This window comes from Nostoc sp. (assembly GCF_036916655.1).
Lineage (GTDB): Bacteria > Cyanobacteriota > Cyanobacteriia > Cyanobacteriales > Nostocaceae > Nostoc.
In genome coordinates this window covers 66062-88358 of sequence record NZ_JBALFY010000107.1, presented here as the reverse complement: position 1 = coordinate 88358, position 22297 = coordinate 66062, and the positions used below count along the sequence as shown (strand labels likewise).

General features: G+C 40.9%; 22 protein-coding genes, 1 tRNA gene and 2 pseudogenes. 17 read left to right on the top strand and 8 right to left on the bottom strand.

Features of this window, described 5'->3' with window-relative positions:
- The first annotated feature begins 374 nt into the window (after window positions 1–374).
- From V7L31_RS29510 to V7L31_RS29485, 6 genes and pseudogenes are all read left to right on the top strand, one after another.
- Window positions 375–1184 (top strand): PspA/IM30 family protein, encoded by an 810-nt coding sequence (locus V7L31_RS29510; RefSeq protein WP_334699512.1) that lies wholly within the window; start codon window positions 375–377, stop codon window positions 1182–1184.
- Window positions 1168–2913: a DnaJ domain-containing protein gene (locus tag V7L31_RS29505; RefSeq protein WP_334699511.1), complete on the top strand. Its 1746-nt coding sequence runs from the start codon at window positions 1168–1170 to the stop codon at window positions 2911–2913. Before V7L31_RS29510 ends, V7L31_RS29505 begins: the two co-directional genes overlap by 17 nt.
- 51 nt (window positions 2914–2964) lie before the next feature.
- Window positions 2965–3603, top strand: a pseudogene (locus tag V7L31_RS29500) (Uma2 family endonuclease).
- Window positions 3604–4267: 664 nt separating this feature from the next.
- Window positions 4268–5725 (top strand): glycoside hydrolase 100 family protein, encoded by a 1458-nt coding sequence (locus tag V7L31_RS29495; RefSeq protein ID WP_334699517.1) that lies wholly within the window; start codon window positions 4268–4270, stop codon window positions 5723–5725.
- Between the two features lie 205 nt (window positions 5726–5930).
- Window positions 5931–7367: a 16S rRNA (cytosine(967)-C(5))-methyltransferase gene (locus V7L31_RS29490; RefSeq protein WP_334699510.1), complete on the top strand. Its 1437-nt coding sequence runs from the start codon at window positions 5931–5933 to the stop codon at window positions 7365–7367.
- 57 nt (window positions 7368–7424) lie between these two features.
- Window positions 7425–7847, top strand: a complete 423-nt coding sequence (locus tag V7L31_RS29485; protein ID WP_334699509.1) for a tellurite resistance TerB family protein — start codon at window positions 7425–7427, stop codon at window positions 7845–7847.
- 54 nt (window positions 7848–7901) lie between these two features.
- On the opposite strand, the gene psb35 is transcribed toward V7L31_RS29485, so the two are convergent.
- On the bottom strand, window positions 7902–8132 hold the full coding sequence (gene psb35, locus V7L31_RS29480; protein ID WP_334699508.1) for a photosystem II assembly protein Psb35: 231 nt from the start codon (window positions 8130–8132) through the stop codon (window positions 7902–7904).
- A gap of 245 nt (window positions 8133–8377) precedes the next feature.
- A complete protein-coding gene (locus tag V7L31_RS29475) occupies window positions 8378–10624 on the bottom strand; it encodes a transglycosylase domain-containing protein (protein ID WP_442944515.1) in 2247 nt (748 codons plus the stop codon).
- A 389-nt stretch (window positions 10625–11013) separates the two neighbouring features.
- Between V7L31_RS29475 and folK the strand changes: the two genes are divergently transcribed.
- From folK to V7L31_RS29455, 4 genes are all read left to right on the top strand, one after another.
- The gene (folK, locus tag V7L31_RS29470; protein WP_334699516.1) at window positions 11014–11529 is read left to right on the top strand and encodes a 2-amino-4-hydroxy-6-hydroxymethyldihydropteridine diphosphokinase; all 516 of its coding nucleotides are present in this window, start codon (window positions 11014–11016) and stop codon (window positions 11527–11529) included.
- 68 nt (window positions 11530–11597) lie between these two features.
- Entirely contained in the window at window positions 11598–12146 is a 549-nt protein-coding gene (locus V7L31_RS29465) for an NUDIX hydrolase (RefSeq protein WP_334699506.1), read from the top strand.
- A gap of 7 nt (window positions 12147–12153) precedes the next feature.
- On the top strand, window positions 12154–12489 hold the full coding sequence (locus V7L31_RS29460) for an ADP-ribosylglycohydrolase family protein (RefSeq protein WP_334699505.1): 336 nt from the start codon (window positions 12154–12156) through the stop codon (window positions 12487–12489).
- A gap of 210 nt (window positions 12490–12699) precedes the next feature.
- Window positions 12700–13509 (top strand): prohibitin family protein, encoded by an 810-nt coding sequence (locus tag V7L31_RS29455; RefSeq protein WP_334699504.1) that lies wholly within the window; start codon window positions 12700–12702, stop codon window positions 13507–13509.
- Between the two features lie 225 nt (window positions 13510–13734).
- Here V7L31_RS29455 and V7L31_RS29450 read toward each other — a convergent pair whose 3' ends face one another.
- The gene (locus V7L31_RS29450; RefSeq protein WP_334699503.1) at window positions 13735–14196 is read right to left on the bottom strand and encodes a hypothetical protein; all 462 of its coding nucleotides are present in this window, start codon (window positions 14194–14196) and stop codon (window positions 13735–13737) included.
- A gap of 674 nt (window positions 14197–14870) precedes the next feature.
- Here V7L31_RS29450 and V7L31_RS29445 point away from each other — a divergent pair.
- The gene (locus tag V7L31_RS29445; protein ID WP_334699502.1) at window positions 14871–15143 is read left to right on the top strand and encodes a hypothetical protein; all 273 of its coding nucleotides are present in this window, start codon (window positions 14871–14873) and stop codon (window positions 15141–15143) included.
- A 73-nt stretch (window positions 15144–15216) separates the two neighbouring features.
- Here the strand turns inward: V7L31_RS29445 and V7L31_RS29440 are convergent, their stop codons facing one another.
- Window positions 15217–15795 carry a DUF1634 domain-containing protein gene (locus V7L31_RS29440; RefSeq protein WP_334699501.1) on the bottom strand — a complete coding sequence of 193 codons (579 nt, stop codon included), beginning with the start codon at window positions 15793–15795 and terminating at the stop codon, window positions 15217–15219.
- 1 nt (window position 15796) lies between these two features.
- Window positions 15797–16420 (bottom strand): annotated as a pseudogene (locus tag V7L31_RS29435) (sulfite exporter TauE/SafE family protein); the annotation flags it as partial.
- 348 nt (window positions 16421–16768) lie between these two features.
- On the opposite strand from V7L31_RS29435, the gene V7L31_RS29430 reads away from it, so the two are divergent.
- Window positions 16769–17422, top strand: coding sequence for a hypothetical protein (locus V7L31_RS29430; protein WP_334699500.1), 654 nt, complete (start codon window positions 16769–16771; stop codon window positions 17420–17422).
- Between the two features lie 140 nt (window positions 17423–17562).
- Here the strand turns inward: V7L31_RS29430 and V7L31_RS29425 are convergent, their stop codons facing one another.
- The 3 genes from V7L31_RS29425 to V7L31_RS29415 all read right to left on the bottom strand — a co-directional run bounded on the left by V7L31_RS29425 (window position 17563) and on the right by V7L31_RS29415 (window position 20052).
- Window positions 17563–18621 (bottom strand): glycosyltransferase family 4 protein, encoded by a 1059-nt coding sequence (locus V7L31_RS29425; protein WP_334699499.1) that lies wholly within the window; start codon window positions 18619–18621, stop codon window positions 17563–17565.
- Between the two features lie 233 nt (window positions 18622–18854).
- On the bottom strand, window positions 18855–18983 hold the full coding sequence (locus V7L31_RS29420) for a hypothetical protein (RefSeq protein ID WP_334699498.1): 129 nt from the start codon (window positions 18981–18983) through the stop codon (window positions 18855–18857).
- A gap of 124 nt (window positions 18984–19107) precedes the next feature.
- Window positions 19108–20052 carry a glycosyltransferase family 2 protein gene (locus V7L31_RS29415; protein WP_334699497.1) on the bottom strand — a complete coding sequence of 315 codons (945 nt, stop codon included), beginning with the start codon at window positions 20050–20052 and terminating at the stop codon, window positions 19108–19110.
- A gap of 153 nt (window positions 20053–20205) precedes the next feature.
- Between V7L31_RS29415 and rplS the strand changes: the two genes are divergently transcribed.
- The 5 genes from rplS (at window position 20206) to rplK (ending at window position 22263) form a co-directional block, all read left to right on the top strand.
- On the top strand, window positions 20206–20568 hold the full coding sequence (rplS, locus tag V7L31_RS29410) for a 50S ribosomal protein L19 (protein ID WP_094348921.1): 363 nt from the start codon (window positions 20206–20208) through the stop codon (window positions 20566–20568).
- Between the two features lie 146 nt (window positions 20569–20714).
- Window positions 20715–20787, top strand: a tRNA-Trp gene (locus V7L31_RS29405).
- Window positions 20788–20965: 178 nt separating this feature from the next.
- Window positions 20966–21187, top strand: a complete 222-nt coding sequence (gene secE, locus V7L31_RS29400) for a preprotein translocase subunit SecE (protein WP_334699496.1) — start codon at window positions 20966–20968, stop codon at window positions 21185–21187.
- Window positions 21187–21831 (top strand): transcription termination/antitermination protein NusG, encoded by a 645-nt coding sequence (gene nusG / locus V7L31_RS29395; RefSeq protein ID WP_292842333.1) that lies wholly within the window; start codon window positions 21187–21189, stop codon window positions 21829–21831. Before secE ends, nusG begins: the two co-directional genes overlap by 1 nt.
- A 6-nt stretch (window positions 21832–21837) precedes the next feature.
- Entirely contained in the window at window positions 21838–22263 is a 426-nt protein-coding gene (gene rplK, locus V7L31_RS29390) for a 50S ribosomal protein L11 (protein ID WP_094331821.1), read from the top strand.
- The last annotated feature ends 34 nt before the right edge of the window (window positions 22264–22297 follow it).

Genomic DNA, 22297 nt, shown 5'->3' with positions numbered 1-22297 from the left:
TATTTTATTTATCATTTTATCAATTTTTACACTTATCTATGTCATTTTGAAATCTCCCTTAGTTTTTATTAGTAAATAAGATGCGTTTGCCCTGACATGAAATCAATTCGCAATTCGCAATTAAACTAAGCCCGATACTAGGGGTGGAGTTTCTACCTACCTTGAGACAGAAAGATTTTTTCTCTACGAGACGCTACGCGAACGCGTAGCGGGACGAAGTACGGTTTTCAACCTTCAGTTTTTTTATAAACAAATGTGCATTACTTCTCGTTACAAGGCTCTGTCTGGGAACGAGGTAACTAAGTAATTTTTACGAAGACGCAACAGTATAAATTAGTCTACGCTCTGGGTAATAAGGTTACTCAGATAAGTTTATGGGACTTTACGACCAAAATCAATTATCACAGGATGCACTACGAAAGTTACGCGAAGGAGCAAGCCACTCTAGAGTAGCCCAAGAAATTGCTGAACGAGACTATGCGAAAGCTCAAGCCGAAGCTGATAAATGGGAACAAGAATATCAACTCGTTGTGCAAGGAAGTAATCAGGATTTAATTAGTAAAGCAAAATTTCAAAAGGAACGATACCAAGCAATTGCTAGTAGACTCAAAAAACTTGTAGGGGAGCAACAACCACAAGTAGACGCAATTAAAAGTAGTTTGAAATCTTGGGAGCAAAAGGTTTCAGAAGCACAGAATGAAGTATTAAGTAGCAATCCTAGTAACAGTGAGTTTTCACCGACATTCATTAAGTTTGAACATGAAGATATTGATGTATGGGTTGATGATGAATTACAGCAGATGAAAGAAGCATTATTGCTACCACCTAAACCTCAAAAGCAAACTAAAGCTAAAAACGACAGCAAAGTGCTTTTATCAGAATCTATTCTTAAGACACAAGAAGCTGTGAACAATGCTATTACTAATCAAGAAAGTATTGAGAAAGATTTTGAAAACGCCCAGAAAGAATCTAAATACTGGAACGAAAAAGCTGAGACAGCTTTGAGAAACAATGATGATGATTTAGCCCTTCAAGCTGTAGTAAATAAAAAAGTTCAAAATAAAATTGTGCTTATTCTTCTAACTCAGCTTCAACAGCAGCAAGCAATAGTAGCTGTACTCAGACGAAATCTGATGAATCTAGAAAATTTCAAGAAAACATTAGGCAATGACACAAAACTCTAAAACAGGTGCAGCATTCATTGCAGGCGGAACCATAGCAGGCGTTGGTGTTTCTGCAACGGTAGGCGGGATGGGACTAGCAGGGGGATTTGGTGCAGTCGGTATTGGTACAACTCCTGTAGTGGCTGCTGGCGCTGTGGCTGGTGCAGCTGCTTATGGCGCTTTTAAAGCCATAGCAAAAGGAGATGCAGCTGCGATCGCTACAATGGGAATTGGTGCAGTCGGTGGTGCTGGTATTTATAGCGTCGTCGGTGGTATGGGTTTAGTCGCACCGAAAGTAGGGCTGGCATTTGGGATTGGTGCAGTACCAATGGCAGGAATTGGTGCAGTTGTAGGACTCACCGCCTATGGTATTACCAAACTTTTAGACGAATCGGGAATTAGCGAAACTCCAGCACAGCTTTTTGAGCGAATGGAAGAGAAAGTTTTGCAGATGGGCTACTATTCCGAAGCAGTGATGGAATTAGATGCATTTTTATCTGGTGACGATCTCAACCAAAAATTTGCTGTTTTGGAAATCGAGGATGAGTTACAAGCGCTTAAGGCTAAATTCAAGAAAAAATCAGAATTTGTTACGCCTAAAGCTTCTATTCCCAACATTGAACCGGAAAAAATATCTCCGACAACCCAGCTATCTGAAACTTGGAGATGTGTACGCACACTTAAGGGACACTTAGGGGCAGTTAATGCGATCGCTATCAGTCCTGATAATACTACCTTAATCAGTGGCAGTGATGACAGACAAGTTAATTTATGGAACTTGAAAACCGGAAAATGGCTTTACACATTCTCTGGACAAGCAGAAGCAGTTTTATCTGTTGCTATCAGCCCTGATGGACAGCAGATTGTAAGTGGTAGTGTCGATCGAAAAATCAGCACTTGGCAGATAGACACAAAAAAATTTCTCCGCACATTCTTTTATTTAAACTCTAGTTATAGTCATAATGGTTTTGTTAACTCAGTAGCCTACAGTCCTGATGGGACAATTCTTGCAAGTGGTGCTGCTGATAAAACGATTAGAATTTGGGGACGCTACACGGGAACAGTAAAACGCACCTTGAATGGACACTCAGACGCAGTTTTATCTGTCACCATCAGTCCCGATGGTAAAATTCTTGCAAGTGGTAGTGCTGATAAAACTATTAGGCTTTGGGATACCAAAACTTGGGAACAACGCTATATTCTCACTGAACATTTGAGTGCAGTGAATACAGTTGCAATCAGTTTTAACAGTCAAACTCTTGTTAGTGGTAGCACAGACGCCACAATAAAGCTATGGAATCTCCCAACTGGAGAATTACTTTCCACTTTGACTGGACACTCAATGGCGGTTTTGTCTGTTGCCATTAGCCCTGATGGAAAAACCCTTGCCAGTGCCAGCCGAGACGGTACAATCAAACTTTGGAACCTCCAGACTGGGGAATTACTACAAAATCTTTCTGGGTGTAATCCCGTTGCTTTTAGCCCTGATGGTAAGACGCTAGTAAGTGGCGGTAATGGCGGAAGCATCAAGATTTGGAGTCAATTTACTCTCGACTCTGGGTTATCTGGGGAATGGTGGGAAGTCTTGGGCGTAAATCAGAGCGATCGCCCCAATGTTGTTAAACTTGCCTACCGCCGATTAGCAAGATTGTATCATCCTGATGTTAATAGTTCTGCGATCGCAAAAGCCTCAATGCAAGTAATTAATCAAGCTTATAAAGAATTCCAGCAGCAGATAACATATAGTTAGCAGTTTATCGATGCTAGTCAAAATATGAATAATATTTGAGGAAATAGTGTTATGTTTCAACATTTAGTAGAAGCGATAAATTTTGAAGAATTTGTCGAATGGAAACCGGAGAACGGTAGATATGAATTACATAAAGGAGTAATAGTTGAAATGCAGCCGACAGGAGAACATGAGTTAGTCAGAGCATTTCTGATTAGAGAACTCAATTTTGAGATTCGCAGGTTTAACCTAGCTTATTCGATTCCTGCTCAAGCATTAATCAAATCTGTTGATAAAAAATCTGGTTATATTCCAGATGTGCTGGTATTGAATATCCCTAACTTAATTAATGAACCACTTTGGAAAAAATTATCAACAGTTACTCAAGCCGCATCAATTACATTAGTAGTAGAAGTCGTGAGTACAAATTGGCGAGATGATTACTTTCTCAAATTCGGTGAATATGTTCGCGTAGCGTCTCGAAGAGAGGAAATTGGAATTTCAGAATATTGGATTGTTGACTATGCTGCTCTTGGTGGAAAACGATTTATCGGCAATCCCAAACAACCGACAATATCAGTTTACAGATTGGTGGAAGGTGAGTACTAAGTAACTCAGTTTTGTGGTAATGACCAAATTCAATCACCAACTTTAACAGAGCTAAATCTAACTGCGGAACAAGTGTTTAAGGCTGCTTCGGGAGAGCAGTAATGAACATCACTTTGTTAATCTCAGTACTTGTGTACTTTGTATATTCTCTGTACCTTATGGACGGTATTTCGACTCAGTACTCTTTATTATTTTTGGCTATACTCCCATAAACGTTCCGTTTCATCTATCAGTAGGTAAGATATTTAACCCTTGAGAAGTATTGACATATTAAAATTTATAGCTTTTATCTTGCATATTCAGAAAAAACGTTATAAATTATTAGATAATAGGGGAATAATCTGAGTTCTTAGTGTCAAAAACTAATCCTGCTCAAGTAAATATGCTGCAACCAGTTTTAACTTCACACAAACCCTAAACAGCACTGAAGATATGTTTTTGTTTGCTAAAGCAAAGATTCTGGACAGAAAACGGAACAATAAATAATCTAAAAATATATCTTATGTGACTGTTTTTAGGAATTATGTTACTACTTGCGGTGGAGAACAATAACTAGAATTCACCAAAATAGTAATAGATTATAAGCAATTAACTAACAATAAATTTGCTGACATTTATGCAATTTTATTCCTTGTTAGTTGATTATTTTTTTGAGAAATTATCTTTGCTATTCAAAGAATCGTTTTTGTTATGCTGAGAATAGCGAAAATAATAAATGAAGACACATCTACCACAAATTCACAATCCTTATGGAGCTATTCTGGCAATGCACCTAAACGAATTGGAAACTACTGAGAATTTAAAAGAAGTGGAAGAAGCATGGCTAGCACTAGAAAAATCAATTCTCTATTATCAAGGTCGCCCTGTTGGGACAGTAGCGGCTTATGATGCCTCTGTAGAGGCGCTCAATTACGATCAGTGCTTTGTCCGGGATTTTGTTTCTTCTGCTCTAATTTTTCTGATTAAAGGTAGAACCGATATTGTTCGTAATTTCTTAGAAGAAACCTTAAAGTTACAGCCTAAAGAAAAGGCATTAGATGCTTATAAGCCAGGAAGAGGATTAATCCCAGCTAGCTTTAAAGTAGTATCAGAAAATGGACAAGAATATTTAGAAGCAGACTTTGGTGAACATGCGATCGCTAGAGTTACACCTGTAGATTCTTGTTTATGGTGGATTATTTTATTACGTGCTTATGTCGTCGCCACAGAAGATTTTTCTCTCGCCTATCAACCTGAATTCCAAAATGGGATCAGGTTAATCATGGAAATCTGCTTGGCCAATCGTTTTGATATGTACCCAACGCTGTTGGTTCCAGATGGCGCTTGTATGATTGACCGTCGTATGGGCATTTATGGGCATCCTCTAGAATTGCAAGTCCTCTTTTACACGGCATTACGTGCATCTCGTGAACTGCTAATTTGTCAAGGTAATTCTGATATTGTTGAAGCCATTGATAACCGGTTACCTCTTTTATGCGCTCATATACGACAGCATTATTGGATAGATATTAATCGTCTGAATACAATTTATCGCTTCAAAAGTGAAGAATATGGCAAGGCTGCTGTTAATCTGTTCAACATATATGTAGATTCTGTTCCCTATTATGAATTAGATAAGTGGTTGCCTAAAAAAGGTGGTTATCTAGCAGGTAATGTTGGCCCATCGCAGTTAGATACTCGCTTCTTTTCACTCGGAAACTTAATGGCAATCATTTCCGACTTAGCCACCGAAGAACAGTCACAAGCGATTATGACTCTCATTGAGGAAAGATGGGATGACTTGGTAGGAGATATGCCAATGAAAATTTGTTTCCCAGCTTTGGAACATGAAGAATACAGAATTGTGACTGGATGTGACCCCAAAAATATACCTTGGTCGTATCATAATGCTGGTAGTTGGCCTGTTTTAATGTGGATGTTGGCGGCGGCGGCTGTAAAAACTAATAGAACAAATCTTGCACAAAAGGCGATTGAAGTTGCCCAAGGACGCCTTAGTACAGATGAATGGCCAGAATATTACGACGGTAAGAAAGGGCGATTGATTGGGAAACAAGCTAGGAAATATCAAACTTGGACAATTACTGGGTTCTTATTAGCAAAAGAACTGATGGCAAACCCTACATATTTACCATTAATCAGCTTTGGAAAATTACCAGCAGAACAGGTTTCTAGAGCGTGTGAGTTTGAAATTGCCAGTGTAGTAGACCCGTATATGTCTCGATAGGAAAGTTATTCAATTTTGGATTTTAAATTTTGGATTTTAGAATTTTACTTTAATCCAAATTCAAATCTAGAATTGATAGAGTTAGGAGCTATTCAATTTTGGATTTTAAATTTTTCTTGAATCCAAAATTGAAAATCTAAAATCTAAAATTGGCAGAGTTAGGAGTTAGAATACAAAAGCCTTCTGACTCCTGAATCAAGTTTCCATGAAAAACCCCCGTCAACTAGCTTTTATCGTTTTGCGAGATGTTCATAAGGGGGCTTATGCTGATGTTGCCCTAGATAGAGTACTGCAAAAAGTTGATTTGGCTGATTGCGATCGCCGCTTGGTGACAGAATTGGTTTATGGGAGCGTCAGAAGGCAACGCACTCTTGATACTCTCATCGATCAATTCGCCAAAAAGAAATCTCATCAACAGCCCCAAGACCTCCGCACCATCTTACATCTGGGCTTTTACCAACTGCGTTATCAAGAGCGTATTCCCGCCTCAGCTGCCGTTAATACCACAGTCCAACTCGCTAAAGAAAACGGTTTTTCTGGACTCACAGGTTTTGTTAACGGTCTATTACGCCAGTATCTCAGACAAGCAGGAGAGCAAAGGGGCAAAGGGGCAGAGGGGCAGGGGGGCAGGGGGGCAGAGGAGAAAGATTCTTTGTTACTTCCACAATCCTCAATCCCCCATTTTGATCCGTTAGAACTTCCAGAAAACCCAGTGGAACGCTTGGGCATTTTACACAGCTTTCCTGACTGGATTATTCAAGTTTGGTTAGAACAACTGGGTTTGACTGAGACAGAAAAACTGTGTGAATGGATGAACCAATCACCAACAATTGACTTACGCATCAACCCTCTTCGCACTTCCATTGAAGAAGTTGAAGCGGCTTTGCAATCTGCTGGTATTTTGGTGAAACGAATTCCTCATTTACCCCAAGCTTTACGGTTTATTAGTAATACTGGGTCAATTCAAAAACTACCGGGTTTTAAAGAAGGTTGGTGGACTGTACAAGATAGTAGCGCTCAATTAGTAGGGCATTTGCTCGACCCCCAACCAGGTGAGGTGGTAATTGATGTCTGTGCTGCACCAGGGGGTAAAACAACCCACATCGCTGAGTTAATGGGAGATAGTGGTAAAATTTGGGCTTGTGATCGCACTTCTTCTCGTCTTCGCAAACTCCAAGAAAATTCTCAACGGCTAAATTTACAATCTATTCAAATTTATACTGGCGACAGTCGTCATTTTACCCAATTTCAAAACACCGCAGACCGCGTATTACTCGATGCTCCATGTTCCGGTTTGGGAACTATGCACCGTCATGCTGATGCGCGTTGGCGACAGACACCAAAATCTGTCCAAGAACTTTCGGTGTTGCAACAAGAATTATTAACACATACATCAACTTTTGTCAAGCCTAGCGGTGTACTAGTTTATGCCACCTGTACACTGCATCCAGCAGAAAATGAACAAGTAATTTCGGCATTTTTAGCTAAGTCACCTGATTGGCAAATTGAGTCTCCCAATGGTCTTGAGTTACCTGATTCTGCCCAGATCGCGCCACAAGGATGGTTTAAAGTCTGGCCCCATCGGCAGGATATGGATGGGTTTTTTATGGTGCGCTTAAGAAAAACCAATAATTCCGAATGAATACTGTTTGGGATTGTACGATTTGGTGGAGGCCTGAATCTACCAGAGGAGGCAGCAATGGTTTCCCCTTCCAATGTGAAAAACTTAGTAAAAATCCTGATTGGAGCAGCCTGGATCGATGGCAGAATCCAGCCAGAAGAGCGGCAATATCTCCGCGAAATAGCTCAAGCAAAAGGTTTAGCTAACGACCCAGAAATTAAGCCTTGGCTGTACGAATTAGTTCCTGTGCAACCAAAAGAATGCTATGACTGGGTGCAGGAGTATTTAGGCGATCGCCCCAGCCTTGAAGATTGTGAAAATCTAATTGAAGCCATCAGTGGCTTAATTTATAGCGATGGCGAAGTAGCCGTCGAAGAAGCCAGACTCCTGACGGAATTGCAGGATATAGCAAAGCAAAATGATTCAACTCAACCCGTTCACACTCTGCTTCTCAAACAAATTCAAAAACTTTACCGCCGTTGGGTTGAAGTGCAAAACTAATCATAGTCAAAAGTCAAAAGTCTAATAACTAATGACTAATGACCAATGACCAAATTATGACTTCGGTTCACCCAGACCCGGAGTTTCTTCTTTTTCAATCTTAGGCACAAAATCAGGACGCTCTTTGCTTTCCCAACCTGCGGGGCGTTTCGAGTTGTACCAAGCTATTGACCCAATAGTAACAGCAGCAACAAAACCAACGACATACACCAAGGTAAAAGCCACGGGAAAATGAGGCCCAGCATCTATAGCTGGTGCTGCTGTTTGCATAAAAAATAAATGCATGATTATATTCTCCAAGGTTAGGTAACAGTACTTAACACACTATAAGATGAGCGTATCACCTAACATCCCCCCGAAGTTGAGTTTTAATTAACTTGATATTGTATGGCGAAGAGCAGGGAGCAGAGTTTTCCCCAATAAGTAATAAGTTATGAGTAATGAGTAATAAGGGGAGCAGGGAGCAGGGAGAAGAGTTTTCCCCTCCGCCCCCCGCCCCCTGCCCCTCTGCCTCTTTTCAATGCCATTCCTCATTGCTGAGGAGGTCTAAGTCTATCCCGCCAGCTTGGCTGTGGTGATGAAGAACCTGAAGAACCGGAACTATTGCTAGGAGACGACTCTGGTCGAGTTCTTCGAGGCGAGGGAGAATCTGATTCTACTCTTCGGCGGCGTGGAGTAGATGATTCCCCTGAAGAGTTACTAGAATTTGATTCGCTGCGATCGCGCCTTCTCCGTCTTGGGGTAGAATCACTTGATTGCTGTTCATCTTGAGAATAGCTCCTCCGGTTTCTCCGTCTTTGAGATGAACCACTATCCTCAGAATTTCTAGCACTTTCCCCTTCTGAGTCATCATCAGAGGCAATAGAACGATTCAGCACTTGCTTGGGTTTGATGGACTGGGCTTTGATTGTGCCTTTGCGACCTTCTAATTTTGGTCGTTTGGGAAACTTTTCTACGGGCATCCCCTCTACCGCTTTTTCCATAAATTCGTGCCAGGTGTAAGCGGCACTACTACTACTGCCATCTGTGGGACGGTTATCATCGTTACCTAGCCAGACCCCTGTCACCATCTGGGGAATGTAGCCAATAAACCATAAATCGCGGGCTTCGTCTGAGGTACCGGTTTTGCCTGCAACTGGTCTATTATCTAATTGGGCAGCACCACCAGTTCCCGCCTCGACAACGTTGCGTAGCATCCAAGTCATGATGGCGGCACTGTCAGCGTCAAGGGCCCGTTTTGACTTGAAATTAGCTGACCAGATTACTTTGCCTTGGCGGTTGAGGATGCGGGTAATACCATGAGGTTCTGTGTGCAATCCCTGAGTCGCAAAACTACCATAAGCGCTAGTCAACTCTAGCAGGTTTACTTCATTTGAGCCAAGAGCCAAGGAATAGGTGGGCTTGAGTTCAGATTTTATCCCCATATCATGGGCAAGTTTTATCGTAGGCGTAAATCCCACATCAATCAACACCTTCACCGCAATAATATTAACAGAGCGGGTGAGGGCATCCCTCATGTTCATTGAACCGTGGAAGTTTTCACTATAGTTTTTCGGTTCATAACCGTCTACGACAAAGGGCGAATCCTCATAGCTATCGTAGGGGCTTTTACCGCTAGCGATCGCAGTGGCATACACAAACCCTTTAAATGTCGATCCTGGCTGCCGTTGTGCCTGAGTAACCCGATTAAACTGGTTTTTACCAAAATCTTTTCCCCCCACCATTGCCTTAATTTCACCACTGCGGGGGTCAATGGCCACCATTGCTGCTTGCTTAAAGTTTTCCCAGCGTCCTTGATTTCGCAACGTTTTGGCAACTGCCTCTTCTGCAACTTTCTGCCAACTTGGGTTGAGCGTGGTTTCTACTACTAGACCCCCACTTTTTAGCACGTTAGCAGAAACATACTTCGGCAATTCTTTTTGGATGTAGCTGGTAAAGTAGGGTGATTCTACTTGGACTCGTTTGGGTAAACTGCTTTTCAGGGTTAATGGCTCCTGAATGGCTGCTTGCCTTTGTCCTGGGGTAATAACTCCATCTTCTTGCATCCGTAACAATACTAGGTTACGCCGCCGGATTGCCGCTTCGGGATTTCTGTCTGGAGCGTACAAGCTAGGAGCAGGGGCTAATCCCGCAATCGTTGCCATTTCTGCAAGAGTTAGTTGGTCTGGCGACTTACTAAAATATACCCAGGCTGCATCTGCCACACCGTAAGCTCCAGATCCCAAATAAACCAGATTCAGGTAACGCTCTAGAATCTGATCTTTGGTTAATTCTTGCTCCAGTTTTTGAGCTAGGCGGACTTCCTTAAGTTTGCGCCAGATTGTCTGTTCTTGTTTCAAAAACAGAATCCGCGTTAGTTGTTGGGTGATGGTGCTACCACCTTCTACCACACCTTGCGATCGCAAATTATTCAAACCCGCTCTCACAATCCCTTGCGGATCGACTCCGTTGTGTTGCTTAAATCTTCTATCTTCTGAGGCGATGAAAGCTTTTTTTAAATTATCTGGTATTTGTTCCAGCTTTAGCTGTTCTCTGGTTGCTTCACCTTGTTGTTGTAATACGCTGCCATCAGCAGCTTTAATGGTCAGTGTTTGCTCTCTGAGTACAGCATTCAACTCGGACTGATCTGGCAAAGTCCGATCTATTGAATTGATGCCGTAGAACAAGGCAACTATTCCACCACCTACACCCAAGCCTGCCCAAAACCATAAGCGGCGGTAGAATGGTTTACCGCCAGTTGACCGATTGACCTTCGTCCTAGATGGTAAAATTTTCATTTTGCTCGGTAACTGCCTCGTCTGCGCCAGATTTGCTGGTGGTAAGCTCTCATTTGTTCCTCCTTGTCCAGAGTCACTCAAATTAGTTGGTCTTCGCTTGAACCAGGAGGTAAGCTTCCCCACGTCAGTTCCTCGCTCAAAGTAGTAACTATATAACCAACTATCAATCAGCTTTGGGGTTATAGCACTACCTTTGTGTTAGTATAATATCCCATAAATTAATTAACTAAATTAATCATCAAAATAATGTTTTTTAGATTTGATTAATTTAGTTTGTAAAAATGCTAGCAATTTTCATATTGGCAATATAACTATTGACATTTTCTGAAACAGGTGCAGCAAAGTATCCCCAAAGACAGCCCAAAATCAGCTTACTTCAGGAGAGTCTGATGCCTATTGCTAGCTACGCCAAAGCAAAAACCAGACGTAGCGCCATTGCTCTGGGTAGTAATATCGGCGATTCCCAGACAGTTTTAGAAGCAGCAATAGAGATTTTAGCCCAAACGCCAGGTATTCTCTTAGAAGCCAGATCCAGCTGGTATCAAACCAAAGCCGTGGGGCCACCACAGCCAGATTACCTCAATGGCTGCGTCACATTGCAGGTAGAAATTCTACCCCAGCCGTTATTAGAAATTTTGTTAGGGATTGAACAGCAATTTGGGCGTGTGCGTCAGGAACGCTGGGGGCCACGTATCCTGGATTTGGATTTGTTATTATATGATGACATTGTTATGGATACGCCAAATCTCCAAATTCCCCACCCACGAATGCGGGATCGGGCCTTTGTGTTAGTACCACTAGCAGAAATTGCCCCAGATTGGCTAGAACCAGTTTCCGGGTGTGTTATTAAAGCACTGCTGAAAGAGGTAGACTGTTCAGATGTACATTTATGGGTGGGCAATTAAAATTACCATCCTTAAAGGTAAAAGAACGCTGATTTTGCCTCTGTATTCACAGATAATCAGATTTTAATATGCCATTAGGTAGAGAATTACCACAACTACTAAGACAACGCCTGTTTTATAAAGGACGCAAGTTTGATTTTGAAGTTAATCGCTTGCGTTTGCCAAATAAATCAGAAGGAGAATGGGAATGTATTCGTCACCCTGGCGGTGCGTTAGCTGTGCCAGTGACACCAGAGGGTAAACTTGTGCTGGTGCGCCAGTATCGTTTTGCAATTCAGGGACGGATATTAGAATTTCCGGCGGGAACTGTGGAAGTAAATGAACAGCCTTTAGAAACAATACAGCGTGAAATCGCTGAAGAAACTGGCTATAGTGCCCAAAAATGGGACAAATTAGGCGAATTTTTCTTAGCTCCTGGCTATTCTGATGAAATTATCTATGCTTTTCTGGCGCGAGATTTAGAAAAGCTGGAGACACCACCACCACAAGATGGAGACGAAGATATCGAAACTGTGTTTTTGACTCCCGAAGAATTAGAGAAAGCCATTCTGGAGGGAGAACCAGTAGACGCTAAATCAGTTTCTAGCTTTTTTCTGGCGCGTCCATTTTTAGTTTAATACCAATATGCTGCTAGAGTTAGCGATGCCTACGGCGGGCTACGCCTACGCAGATGCATACGGTGCAGGCTTTGAATATGCTGATGAGATGATCGTTAACAACGACTTGAGTCGATACGCCCAACATCCGCGTTTTCGACTCATTCCTGGCAGCTATACTGATGACACCCAGATGAGCATTGCCATTGCAGAAGTGATTGTTGCTCAAGCACCGTGGACGCCAGAAGTTTTAGCCGATAGCTTTGTTAGAGCCTTCAAACGTGATGAGAGAGAGGGTTATTCTAGAAAGTTCTACCATTTTCTGGGAGAAATTCAAGATGGGGAAGAGTTTTTAACGTCGTAGTCATCGCCTCTAGTCCTTGAGAACCTTATCTTACATTTAATTACATCTACCTACTTAGCGCTTCTCGTTTGAAAGAGAAGCGCTATTTGTTACCTTGGCTAGAGTGACATAGAAATTGACTTAGAGTCAAAGTTGTAAGAGCATGACAGGAAGAAGCCCACAACTCCTAAATATGTGTCTCTATGCCATACACATAGATGTTTCATACAGATGAGAAAAATTACAACTTTTAACAGTGCCGGTAAACTAACTGCTCTTTTGTTCCTGATAACTCTCTTCCTGACACCTTGTGTGATTGTCAATGCAGGCGAACGCGGCGTATTGATGAAGTTTGGCGAAGTACAAAACCAAATATTAGGAGAAGGACTCCACTTAATTATTCCTGTAGTCAATACTGTGAAAAAGTTGAGTATTCAAGTTCAAAAACAGGAAATTTCGGCTGAGGCTTCTTCCAAAGATTTACAAAATGTTTTCGCCGATGTCGCTCTTAATTGGCATATTATTCCGCAGGAAGTAAATGTTATTTTTCAAGAGATTGGAGATGAGCAAAATGTAGTCATTCGGATTATTAACCCAGCAGTAGAAGAAGTCATAAAAGCAGTCATCGCAAAGTATACTGCTGAAGAAATTATTACTAAACGAGGAGAAGTCAAAAACGGAATAGATGAGGCATTATCCACACGACTCAGTAGCTATCATGTTGCAGTTGATGATATTTCTCTAGTTCATGTTCATTTCTCAGAACGATTTGATGAGGCGGTAGAGGCAAAGCAGATTGCTGAACAAGAAGCAAAACGAGCAGAGTTCATCGCACTGAAAGCAACAAGACAGGCTGAGGCTAAAGTTAATTTAGCCAAGGGAGAGGCTGAGGCACACAGATTATTACGTGATGGTTTAACTCCAGAAATTTTGCAAAGGCAAGCAATCGAAAAATGGAATGGTAAGCTGCCATTAATTGTAAGTAAAGAGGCTCCAAAATTCTTGAATTTAAGTGAACTTTTAAAATTTAATGGAAAGTAATCTTCTTGTTCGGAACTCCTGCACAAATTGATATATTTGCTACAGAAAAAGGGTAGGAACGTACTAATGTGCGCTCCTACAATCTATACCCCAATACAGATAAGTTAAGGGCTACTGGCAACACTTTTGGGTTTTCGAGACGCGATAAATCGCTGTCTCTACAAGTGTTTTTAGCTTATCAGAACTGTATTGACCTATAACCTTGTAAAAAGGCGATAAACTAAATTAGCTATTGGAGAATAAAATAGGTACATCAAGAATCTTCAACTGGATCAATAGTACGATCAACAATGTATAAACTGTTGAGAAAATTAGACCTGTGAATAATTCTTTTTTGAGGTTATGCTCTTGAGGTTCTTTTTGAAAAATTTCCTTAGAACCGAATTGCATCAATAGAATTCCCACAATATTAGAGAGCCAGTATCCGATAATTGAAGCAGGTAGAAGTAATTTTGGTGAAAAGAAACTACATACATACCCAAAACCATAAGCTATTGGCAGATTGAATAGTAAGTCATTCCACCAACATAGTGGTGATAACAAATATCCCAGTACTATCAAAAATCCACCTCTGAGTTTTTTGAAAATATCTTTTTTGAACTCTTTTGGATTAGACTCTTGCACCTTCTCTAGTTCTGTGTCTTCTGTTACATTCAATTCTTGACTAACGTTTTGGACGCTTTCCATAAAAACCCACTATTCCTCTGATCTTAGTGTAGTTTAATATATAAACTAAATTAAAGTCTAGTATCAGGAGTTATAATATTTTCGATTTTTAATGCTGAAAGTCCAACTATTGCACAGTCTCAGCAAAACAATAAAAAGTAAAATTGAGGTTTAAATTAAATGTAACTTCAGAATATCTGATTTCAAGCAGAGACAATGTTTGAAAAGTCTTTTTATTGGTAGCCAAATATTCTATATCCCCCCAAATCTCTCTATAAATCAATACGCTTGGGTTAAGGGCTACTGACAACAATTTTGGATTTTCGAGACGCGATAAATCGCCGCCTCTACAAGTGTTTTGTTGCTCACTCTGGACTGTATCGCTCTATAAATTGAGGGACTTTGATTCCGATTACACCCTATTTAGGAAACCTGAGTAAAATAGAACAGTTGATACACTATTGAGACAATCAAAACTTATTTATCGCTCAATAAGTTTTAAAATTAGAATATATCTTAATCAGATTATAGCACACGATGACATCCAAGACCGATACTACAATAGCCAGAGCTTTCTTCCTTTGGGAGTAAGTAGATGTTGAGTAGCAAAAATTTTACATTCTTACATATAGCATGGGCAGAAATTTGAACTAATAATAGCTACAATAAAATTACTGAGGCATCTTAATCGGAAAATGACAGACTTAACTCCAAATGGCAACTTTTTAATAGCAGGAATTGTTTTTATAACAATTGCTGTCATCGGGAAATCTAAATTAGCTTTTATTGAAATCAATCCCGGTTTTTTTGGTAGACTTTTGGCTCTAATTATTGGAACTTCGAGTCTATTATATGCTTTGGGATTGCTCAATTTTTCAGTCGGAAATCTTGACTTATTAAGAACTTCTCTGACAGAACAAATAAAACAGAGCATAAGTTCAATTAACGAGCTTTTGCAAGGCTCATAATCAGAAAAAATTATTTCTGGCGTTATATCAAGGGTTAAGAGAGAATATTGATAGTCCCTTAACCTTTATATTGCTAATAATATGCTCCAACAAGACTATAAGTTAGACTAGCCATTACTAGTAAAGTAACAATCACATAAATAAATTCTCGCTGGAGTAAAAAAATTAATAGGGAAATAAAAACGCGCAAAATTGGAGTCGCAATTAGTAGTAACAGTCCGAGTTGAATAATGCCGCGTAGGCGTAGCCCGCCGTAGGCATCGCTACCTGATAAAACTACTTTTACTACACCTATCGGTGAGCGAAATTCTGATGGTTCTCCCCGAAAAAATCGATATTCCGCAGGTTCAGCACCGTGATGAATCAAGTAGAGTATCCCCCCTAGAAAAACCACAGCACTAGCTATCAAAACACCATATTTCATAAGATTACTGAGCAAATATTCTAATTGCTGCTCACTTAATGTTTTGATGATGTTATTGTTAGCATCAATTTCACCTTCATTAGGCGATTGTACTACTGTGGTAGTGTTTTGTTCTTTTAATTTTTCGATATGAGAGTCTGGCTCTTGCGGCGGTAAAGTTAGTGCAACCACTTCACTATTTGGCTGTGCTAGTAATGCCCAACGAAAGCTATTATTAAACTTATACATTTTACAGCCCCCCGATTAAACTGTTGTAAACCATCTTCAAAGCCATTACCACCAGCACAACACTGAAGATAATTCTTAAAATCTGCGTTTTAGCGCCTGTCAATATTCGTGCGCCTAAGAAAGCACCAGGTAATACCCCCAACATCACCGGCATAGATAGTCCCGGATCGATGTAGCCTCGTGCTAGGTAAACTCCAGTTGATGCTGCTGCTGTCACGCCGATCATAAAATTGCTGGTGGTGGTAGAAACTTTGAAGGGTAGACGCATAGTTTGATCCATCGCCAATACCTTGAATCCCCCAGAACCAATACCAAGTAACCCAGAAAGCACCCCAGCTATTAACATCACACCAAATCCCATTGGTACTGAATGAACTTGGTAAGACATCACTCCCTCAGGAGTTGGATAACTACTATTCAGTTTGAGATAATTTGCGATCGGATCTATTACTTCATCTTCAGCGTGTTCTATTCTGGGTCGTTGTGAAAGGTATGCTGAATAAATCAGGACGATCGCTAGTACGATAGTTAGAGCTTTTACAGAAACAAAAGTAGCGATCGTTGCTCCTGCGATCGCACCAATGGTTGTTGCTACTTCTAAAAACATTCCTAATCGCAAATTAGTTATTTCCATAATTTAAAATCATGGTAAACACTTAGCCATTTGCTAAAAACAATACATATAAAATATCTAAATTATTAAAATTTAATCTGAATACAAGCGTGTTTAGACAACTTGACGTGACAATTTTACTTAAAATATAAGCGTATCAAATTAAATCAGCCAAAGGTAATACTTCCAAGATCCAATTGAAATGATAGGGTAAAAATTAAAATTGATGCTCAAAAAAACCGAAGTATTATCGCAGGTATTTTTTACATAAATTCAATATTTAACATTAGTTACAATATTCACGATACTCTTTAAATATCCAGCTATAGGCTGCAATTTGTCAAAAATTGGGACAAGAACATGAAAAACTTCAGATACATTTTGATGGTGGTTGTATTATTCGTAAGCTTAATATTTGCTAAACCTTCCTTAGCCGATCGCCCGAAATATAGCAAAAACCCTGATTACATAACACTGATTCAACAATTGAATAATTTGAAAACGGCGGAAAAAACACATACTCAATTAGAGGGCTATACACCAGAGCAAATCGACCAGAAAATTAACGAGTTAGAGTTGCAACAATATGCTTTTGAGTCAGGAATCGACTGGGGTCAATGTACTAATCAAACAGGAAAAACTCTAGCCATCTACGGCCCAGAACCAAATATTGAAGATGATGAATATTCTGAGGGGGCTGCACTATATTTTCTGGGTAATGGCCAGACAACTAAAGATCGATGGAATTGTAAGGGAGTTTATCTACCAAATGACGCTAAGGCTAGGACTTTGGGAATAAATGAACAAGGGCCAGAATTGCCAGGTGGCTTTGTAATTAAGGTTCCGAATGGAACTAATTTAGTTTTGAAGACAAATCCAGATACTAACGTGATTGAATTCAATCAAGCTGGTACTAAAATCTTGAAAAGTGGCGAAGTGAATTGGTTTGTCCCGAACGTATCGCAAGACATTGTAGATGCACGAGTGATCAATGCACCTACCAAGAATCTCTAGTTACACCACCATTTCTGTATTTTGGGTGTACTAGTTTTTGCTACTTATCGGCATCGCTTTAACTTTAAAGCGATCGCTATGTTGATTTTACCGAAGACTGGGGTTCATTAAAACATAACTAACGATCACCCTTAATGCCCTCATTCTGAAATTAACTCACGATACACCGTCATTGTTTCCTGATGAACGCGGGCAACACTCAGCCTTTCTAAGTTTTTATTTGCCCGCTGTTTCCATTCGCGCAACATCTCAGCACTACTCAGTAATTTTACTAAAACTCCAGCCAAAGCATTACTATCTTTTACTGGCACTAAAAGACCTGCTTGCCCATTGTCCAAAGCTTCAGGAATGCCGTCTACCTGAGTACCAACGATCGCAATTCCAGTTTCTCTAGCTTCTGAAAGTACCAGAGGGCAAGGGTCGCGGTGGGAAGCCAGCACAAATATGTCACAAGATATCAGATAGCGTTGCGGTTCTGGTTGAAAGCCTTCAAAATGAATGCGTTCTTTTACGGAAGTTGCTTGTGCTTGAGCCTCAAATAGTTGTTTATCAGGGCCATTTCCAACTAAGTAAAGATGGGCTTGGGGAAAATCTGAGGCAATTTGTTCAAAGGCAGCAATTAACTCAGCAATTCCCTTACGTTGATACATGCCGGCAACAGTGGCGATCGCTGGATGCTGTAATGGTAAAGGTTGATAATCTTTTATCTGTCGGGTGCGGGGACTGCCTAAAGTTCCATTACATACCACCCGCAACTTGTATTCTGGGATACCACGCCTAATCATCGAATCTCCCACAGCCTTACTGACAGCAATTACCCTGTCAGCTAAACCCATCAGCAGACTGGCACGCTGAAATTCGTTGTGGACTGTGGAAACTAAAGCATATTTGTGTCCTTTAAAAATACGTGCTAGTATGACCCCCGTCATCATGTGTGCATGAACAATATCCGGTTGAAATTCAGCTGCGAACGCTCGGTAACGTATAGCTGCTTTAATCGTATTTAGCGGTTTCCTGCTTTGGTCTAGTTGGTAGTGCTTAACACCACAAATATCTAGTAAAGCTTCGTATTCACCACCAGCAGAAATAACCGCTACTTCATCACCAGATTTGGCTTGCAAACAAGCCAGATCCACAGCCACATTCACAATACCGTTACCTATTTCTTGAACGTGATTCAAAATATGTATAATTCGCATAATTTTTGAGATATGTATAAAAAGTAAAAACAAGTGACTGAGTAGACAAAGACACAATTTTTGAATTTTTAAAGAAAACTCAAAATTAGCCAGTAGCTTGTAAAAATCACAAATTACTACTGACCAATAGCTCATGTCTTCAGCTACTTAGCTTTAAAGACTTATTCAGTAACGGCTTAATAAATCGGGATAAAAGAAGATAAGAATTAGGTAAACTCTGGGTGATACCGCTTCTAAAAATTATGGCGCTGTGCTAGTTGCGTAAGTCCTGTTAAAGCTAACACCAGAGAACTAGAATAACTGCAAAAATGACCGCGTTCTGGAGGTGCAACAGACTGTACTCGAAGTGGAGTGTAGCTCATTCTGACTTCTGAATTCTCCTATCAGCTAAAACACATCTAATTTGCATATTTTGATTTCATCAAAATATTGTGGGGTGGGCATCTTGCCCGCCCTGATTATGCAACTTAAATGCCGATTAGCTTATCACGACTCAATCAACACAAGTTTACGAACCTGAGAATTGTTTCCCTGAGAACGGCGTGATGAGGCAGCAGTTAGCAAAAACTTCCAAGACTGAGGATAAAGTATAGACGAATCTATCATTGAAAGAAAACTCTTGAGATTTTTTTGCTTCAGTGCTACTAAGCTCCAATGGAGTTTCAGGTAATTTTTGATATCTTGAAGCAAAGGAATCTTTGAGCGATGTTCCTCATTTACCAAGGCGTAAATTTTCTCTTTCATCAAAATATTTGTCGCCAATCGCCGAGATAGAGAAAACTTTTGATTATACGCACCCGGCCAGATAGTGCGGTAAGCAAGACACTGGTTGAAGAAAATCGCATCGCCAAACTGGGCAATCCGAATCCAGGAATCGATGTCATCACAGTTAGCATCGAGTGTGGAGTCCCAGCCACCAGTTTGCAGAAAAGCATCACGCCGACAAGCTACTTGTACGGGAGTACCAAAGGGTACAAGCTCTAAAAGCATACCGTAGTGAATATCGGCTTGGGGGATATAAAAAGCTAAACCGGGGCCAACTTGCGGGGTGCGAGAGAGTTCGACTCCATTGCCATCGACCTGAGCCGCCACACAAGAGCAGATTACAGCATCGGGACGAAGTGCGATCGCCTTTGCCATCTCTTCTATGCAGTTGGGCGCTAAATAATCATCATCATCTAAAAACTTAATCCAGTCACCGCTAGCTTTGGCTACTCCTGCATTTACCGTTGCTGCATGACCAAGGTTAACTTCGTTACGATGGTAAACAATCTTATCCCCTAAACTTTGGAGATAGGTTTGGGTGTCATCAGATGAACAGTCATCGGCAACAACCACCTCACACTCAATTGTTTGGTTACGAGCCGAATCAATTGCTCTTTGCAGCAAATTCAAGCGATTATAGGTACTGATGACAACGCTAAATTTCATAAATTTTACCCCTGTGGTACAGCATTCTGCAATATAGCTTTGATCTTTAGACCGTTGTATCAGTAAAATTATCAATCCCAACAAGTAGACTGAAATAGGATTATCGATTTATCATTGATGATCGTGAGTTTTTTTTAAGCAGACAGAAAGACTATGAACGCTCAAGAGATTATCCGCTCCATTGAAGCGGAACAGATAAAATCGAATCTGCCCGACATTTACGTGGGCGACACTGTAAAAGTGGGAGTGAAAATCAAGGAAGGCGAAAAATACCGCGTCCAACCCTACGAAGGAGTAGTAATTGCCAAGCGCAATGGTGGCATTAACGAAACTATTACAGTTCGGAAGGTTTTTCAAGGCGTGGGCGTTGAGCGAGTATTTTTGCTTCATTCTCCCCGGATTGACAGCATCAAAGTATTACGTCGCGGTAAAGTCCGCCGTGCTAAACTGTATTATCTCCGCGATCGCGTAGGTAAGGCAACCCGGATCAAGCAACGGTTTGACCGCCCTTTGTGATTCGTCCTTCAATCATTATGGGAGAAATCTCAAGCGGCATCTGCCGCTGACTTGTTTTCCCAGCGAAATTGAGGTATGATATAAATCGCATATTGCGTTAAACTGAAATTTAGTTCAGCGCAATCACTGAATCAAAAACAGCTTGTGCGCTCTTAGTTCAGTTGGTAGAACGCAGGTCTCCAAAACCTGATGTCGGGGGTTCAAGTCCTCCAGGGCGCGCTCAAGAGCAAAAAACCAAGCCCGAAATAATTACGCATCTGCTATATTTAGCAGATAGCGATAATAATTTCGGGTAAAATTATTGTATTTGCAGTTGTTTTACTTTCAATTAAGTGGAATAAAGTCGAAACTGCAAATCTGCAAGAACAAAGAGTAACAAACAAGAGGATAAACGGTCGTGGCCAAAAAAAATGAAGCAGAATTGCCAGAAACTCCTAACGGGTTTAGCTTTGGCAACTTCATACAGGGAACCAAAGAAGAACTTGAAAAAGTAGTTTGGCCCAGTCGGCAACAGATAGTGAGCGAATCCGCTGCTGTGTTATTAATGGTGGCACTCTCCGCATCTTTGATATACTTGGTCGATGGATTGTTTCATTGGGCAGCAACACAGGTGTTCTGATGACTTTTGCAACAGATGAACCACGCAACTCAACGTTGCAGTCAGAGGAAACAGCAGAAACAGCAGAAGCAGCGTCCAAAGAAGCACGCTGGTATGCAGTGCAAGTAGCCTCAGGCTGTGAAAAGCGTGTGAAGACTAACTTAGAGCAACGCATTCAAACTTTTGATGTCGCTGACAAAATTGTTCAGGTAGAAATTCCGCAGACGCCAGCGGTGAAAATCCGCAAAGACGGCAGTCGCCAGCATACAGAAGAAAAAGTTTTTCCTGGCTATGTGCTGGTGCGGATGATGATGGATGATGATACTTGGCAGGTGGTACGAAACACCTCTCATGTAATCAACTTTGTCGGTTCAGAACAAAAACGTGGTGGTAGTAGTAAGGGTCGCGGTCATGTGCATCCCATACCACTTAGTGCCTCAGAAGTCGAACGTATATTCAAACAAACCAGCGAACAAGAAGCTGTTGTCAAAATTGACATGGCTACTGGTGATAAGATAATGGTGCTTTCTGGCCCATTTAAAGATTTTGAAGGTGAGGTGATTGAAGTTTCTCCAGAACGGAGTAAACTTAAAGCCTTGCTCTCAATTTTCGGCAGGGATACACCAGTAGAATTGGAATTTAATCAGGTAGAGAAACAGAGCTAAATACAAATGGCGAAGAAAGTAGTGGCGGTCATTAAACTGGCCTTGAATGCTGGAAAAGCCAACCCAGCACCGCCAGTCGGGCCCGCCTTGGGTCAACATGGTGTCAACATCATGATGTTTTGTAAAGAGTACAACGCCAAAACAGCAGACCAAGCTGGAATGGTAATACCTGTAGAAATTTCGGTTTTTGAAGACCGGAGTTTTACATTCGTACTCAAAACGCCACCCGCATCAGTGCTGATTCGGAAGGCGGCGAAAGTTGAAAAAGGCTCAAATGAACCCAACAAAAAGAAGGTTGGGTCAATTAGCAAAGCACAATTGCAAGAAATAGCCCAAACGAAACTCCCCGACCTCAATGCCAACGATATCGACGCGGCAATGAAGATTGTGGCAGGAACGGCTAAAAATATGGGCATAACAGTCACGGATTAGTCATTGGTCATTAGTAAAAAATCAACAAATGACA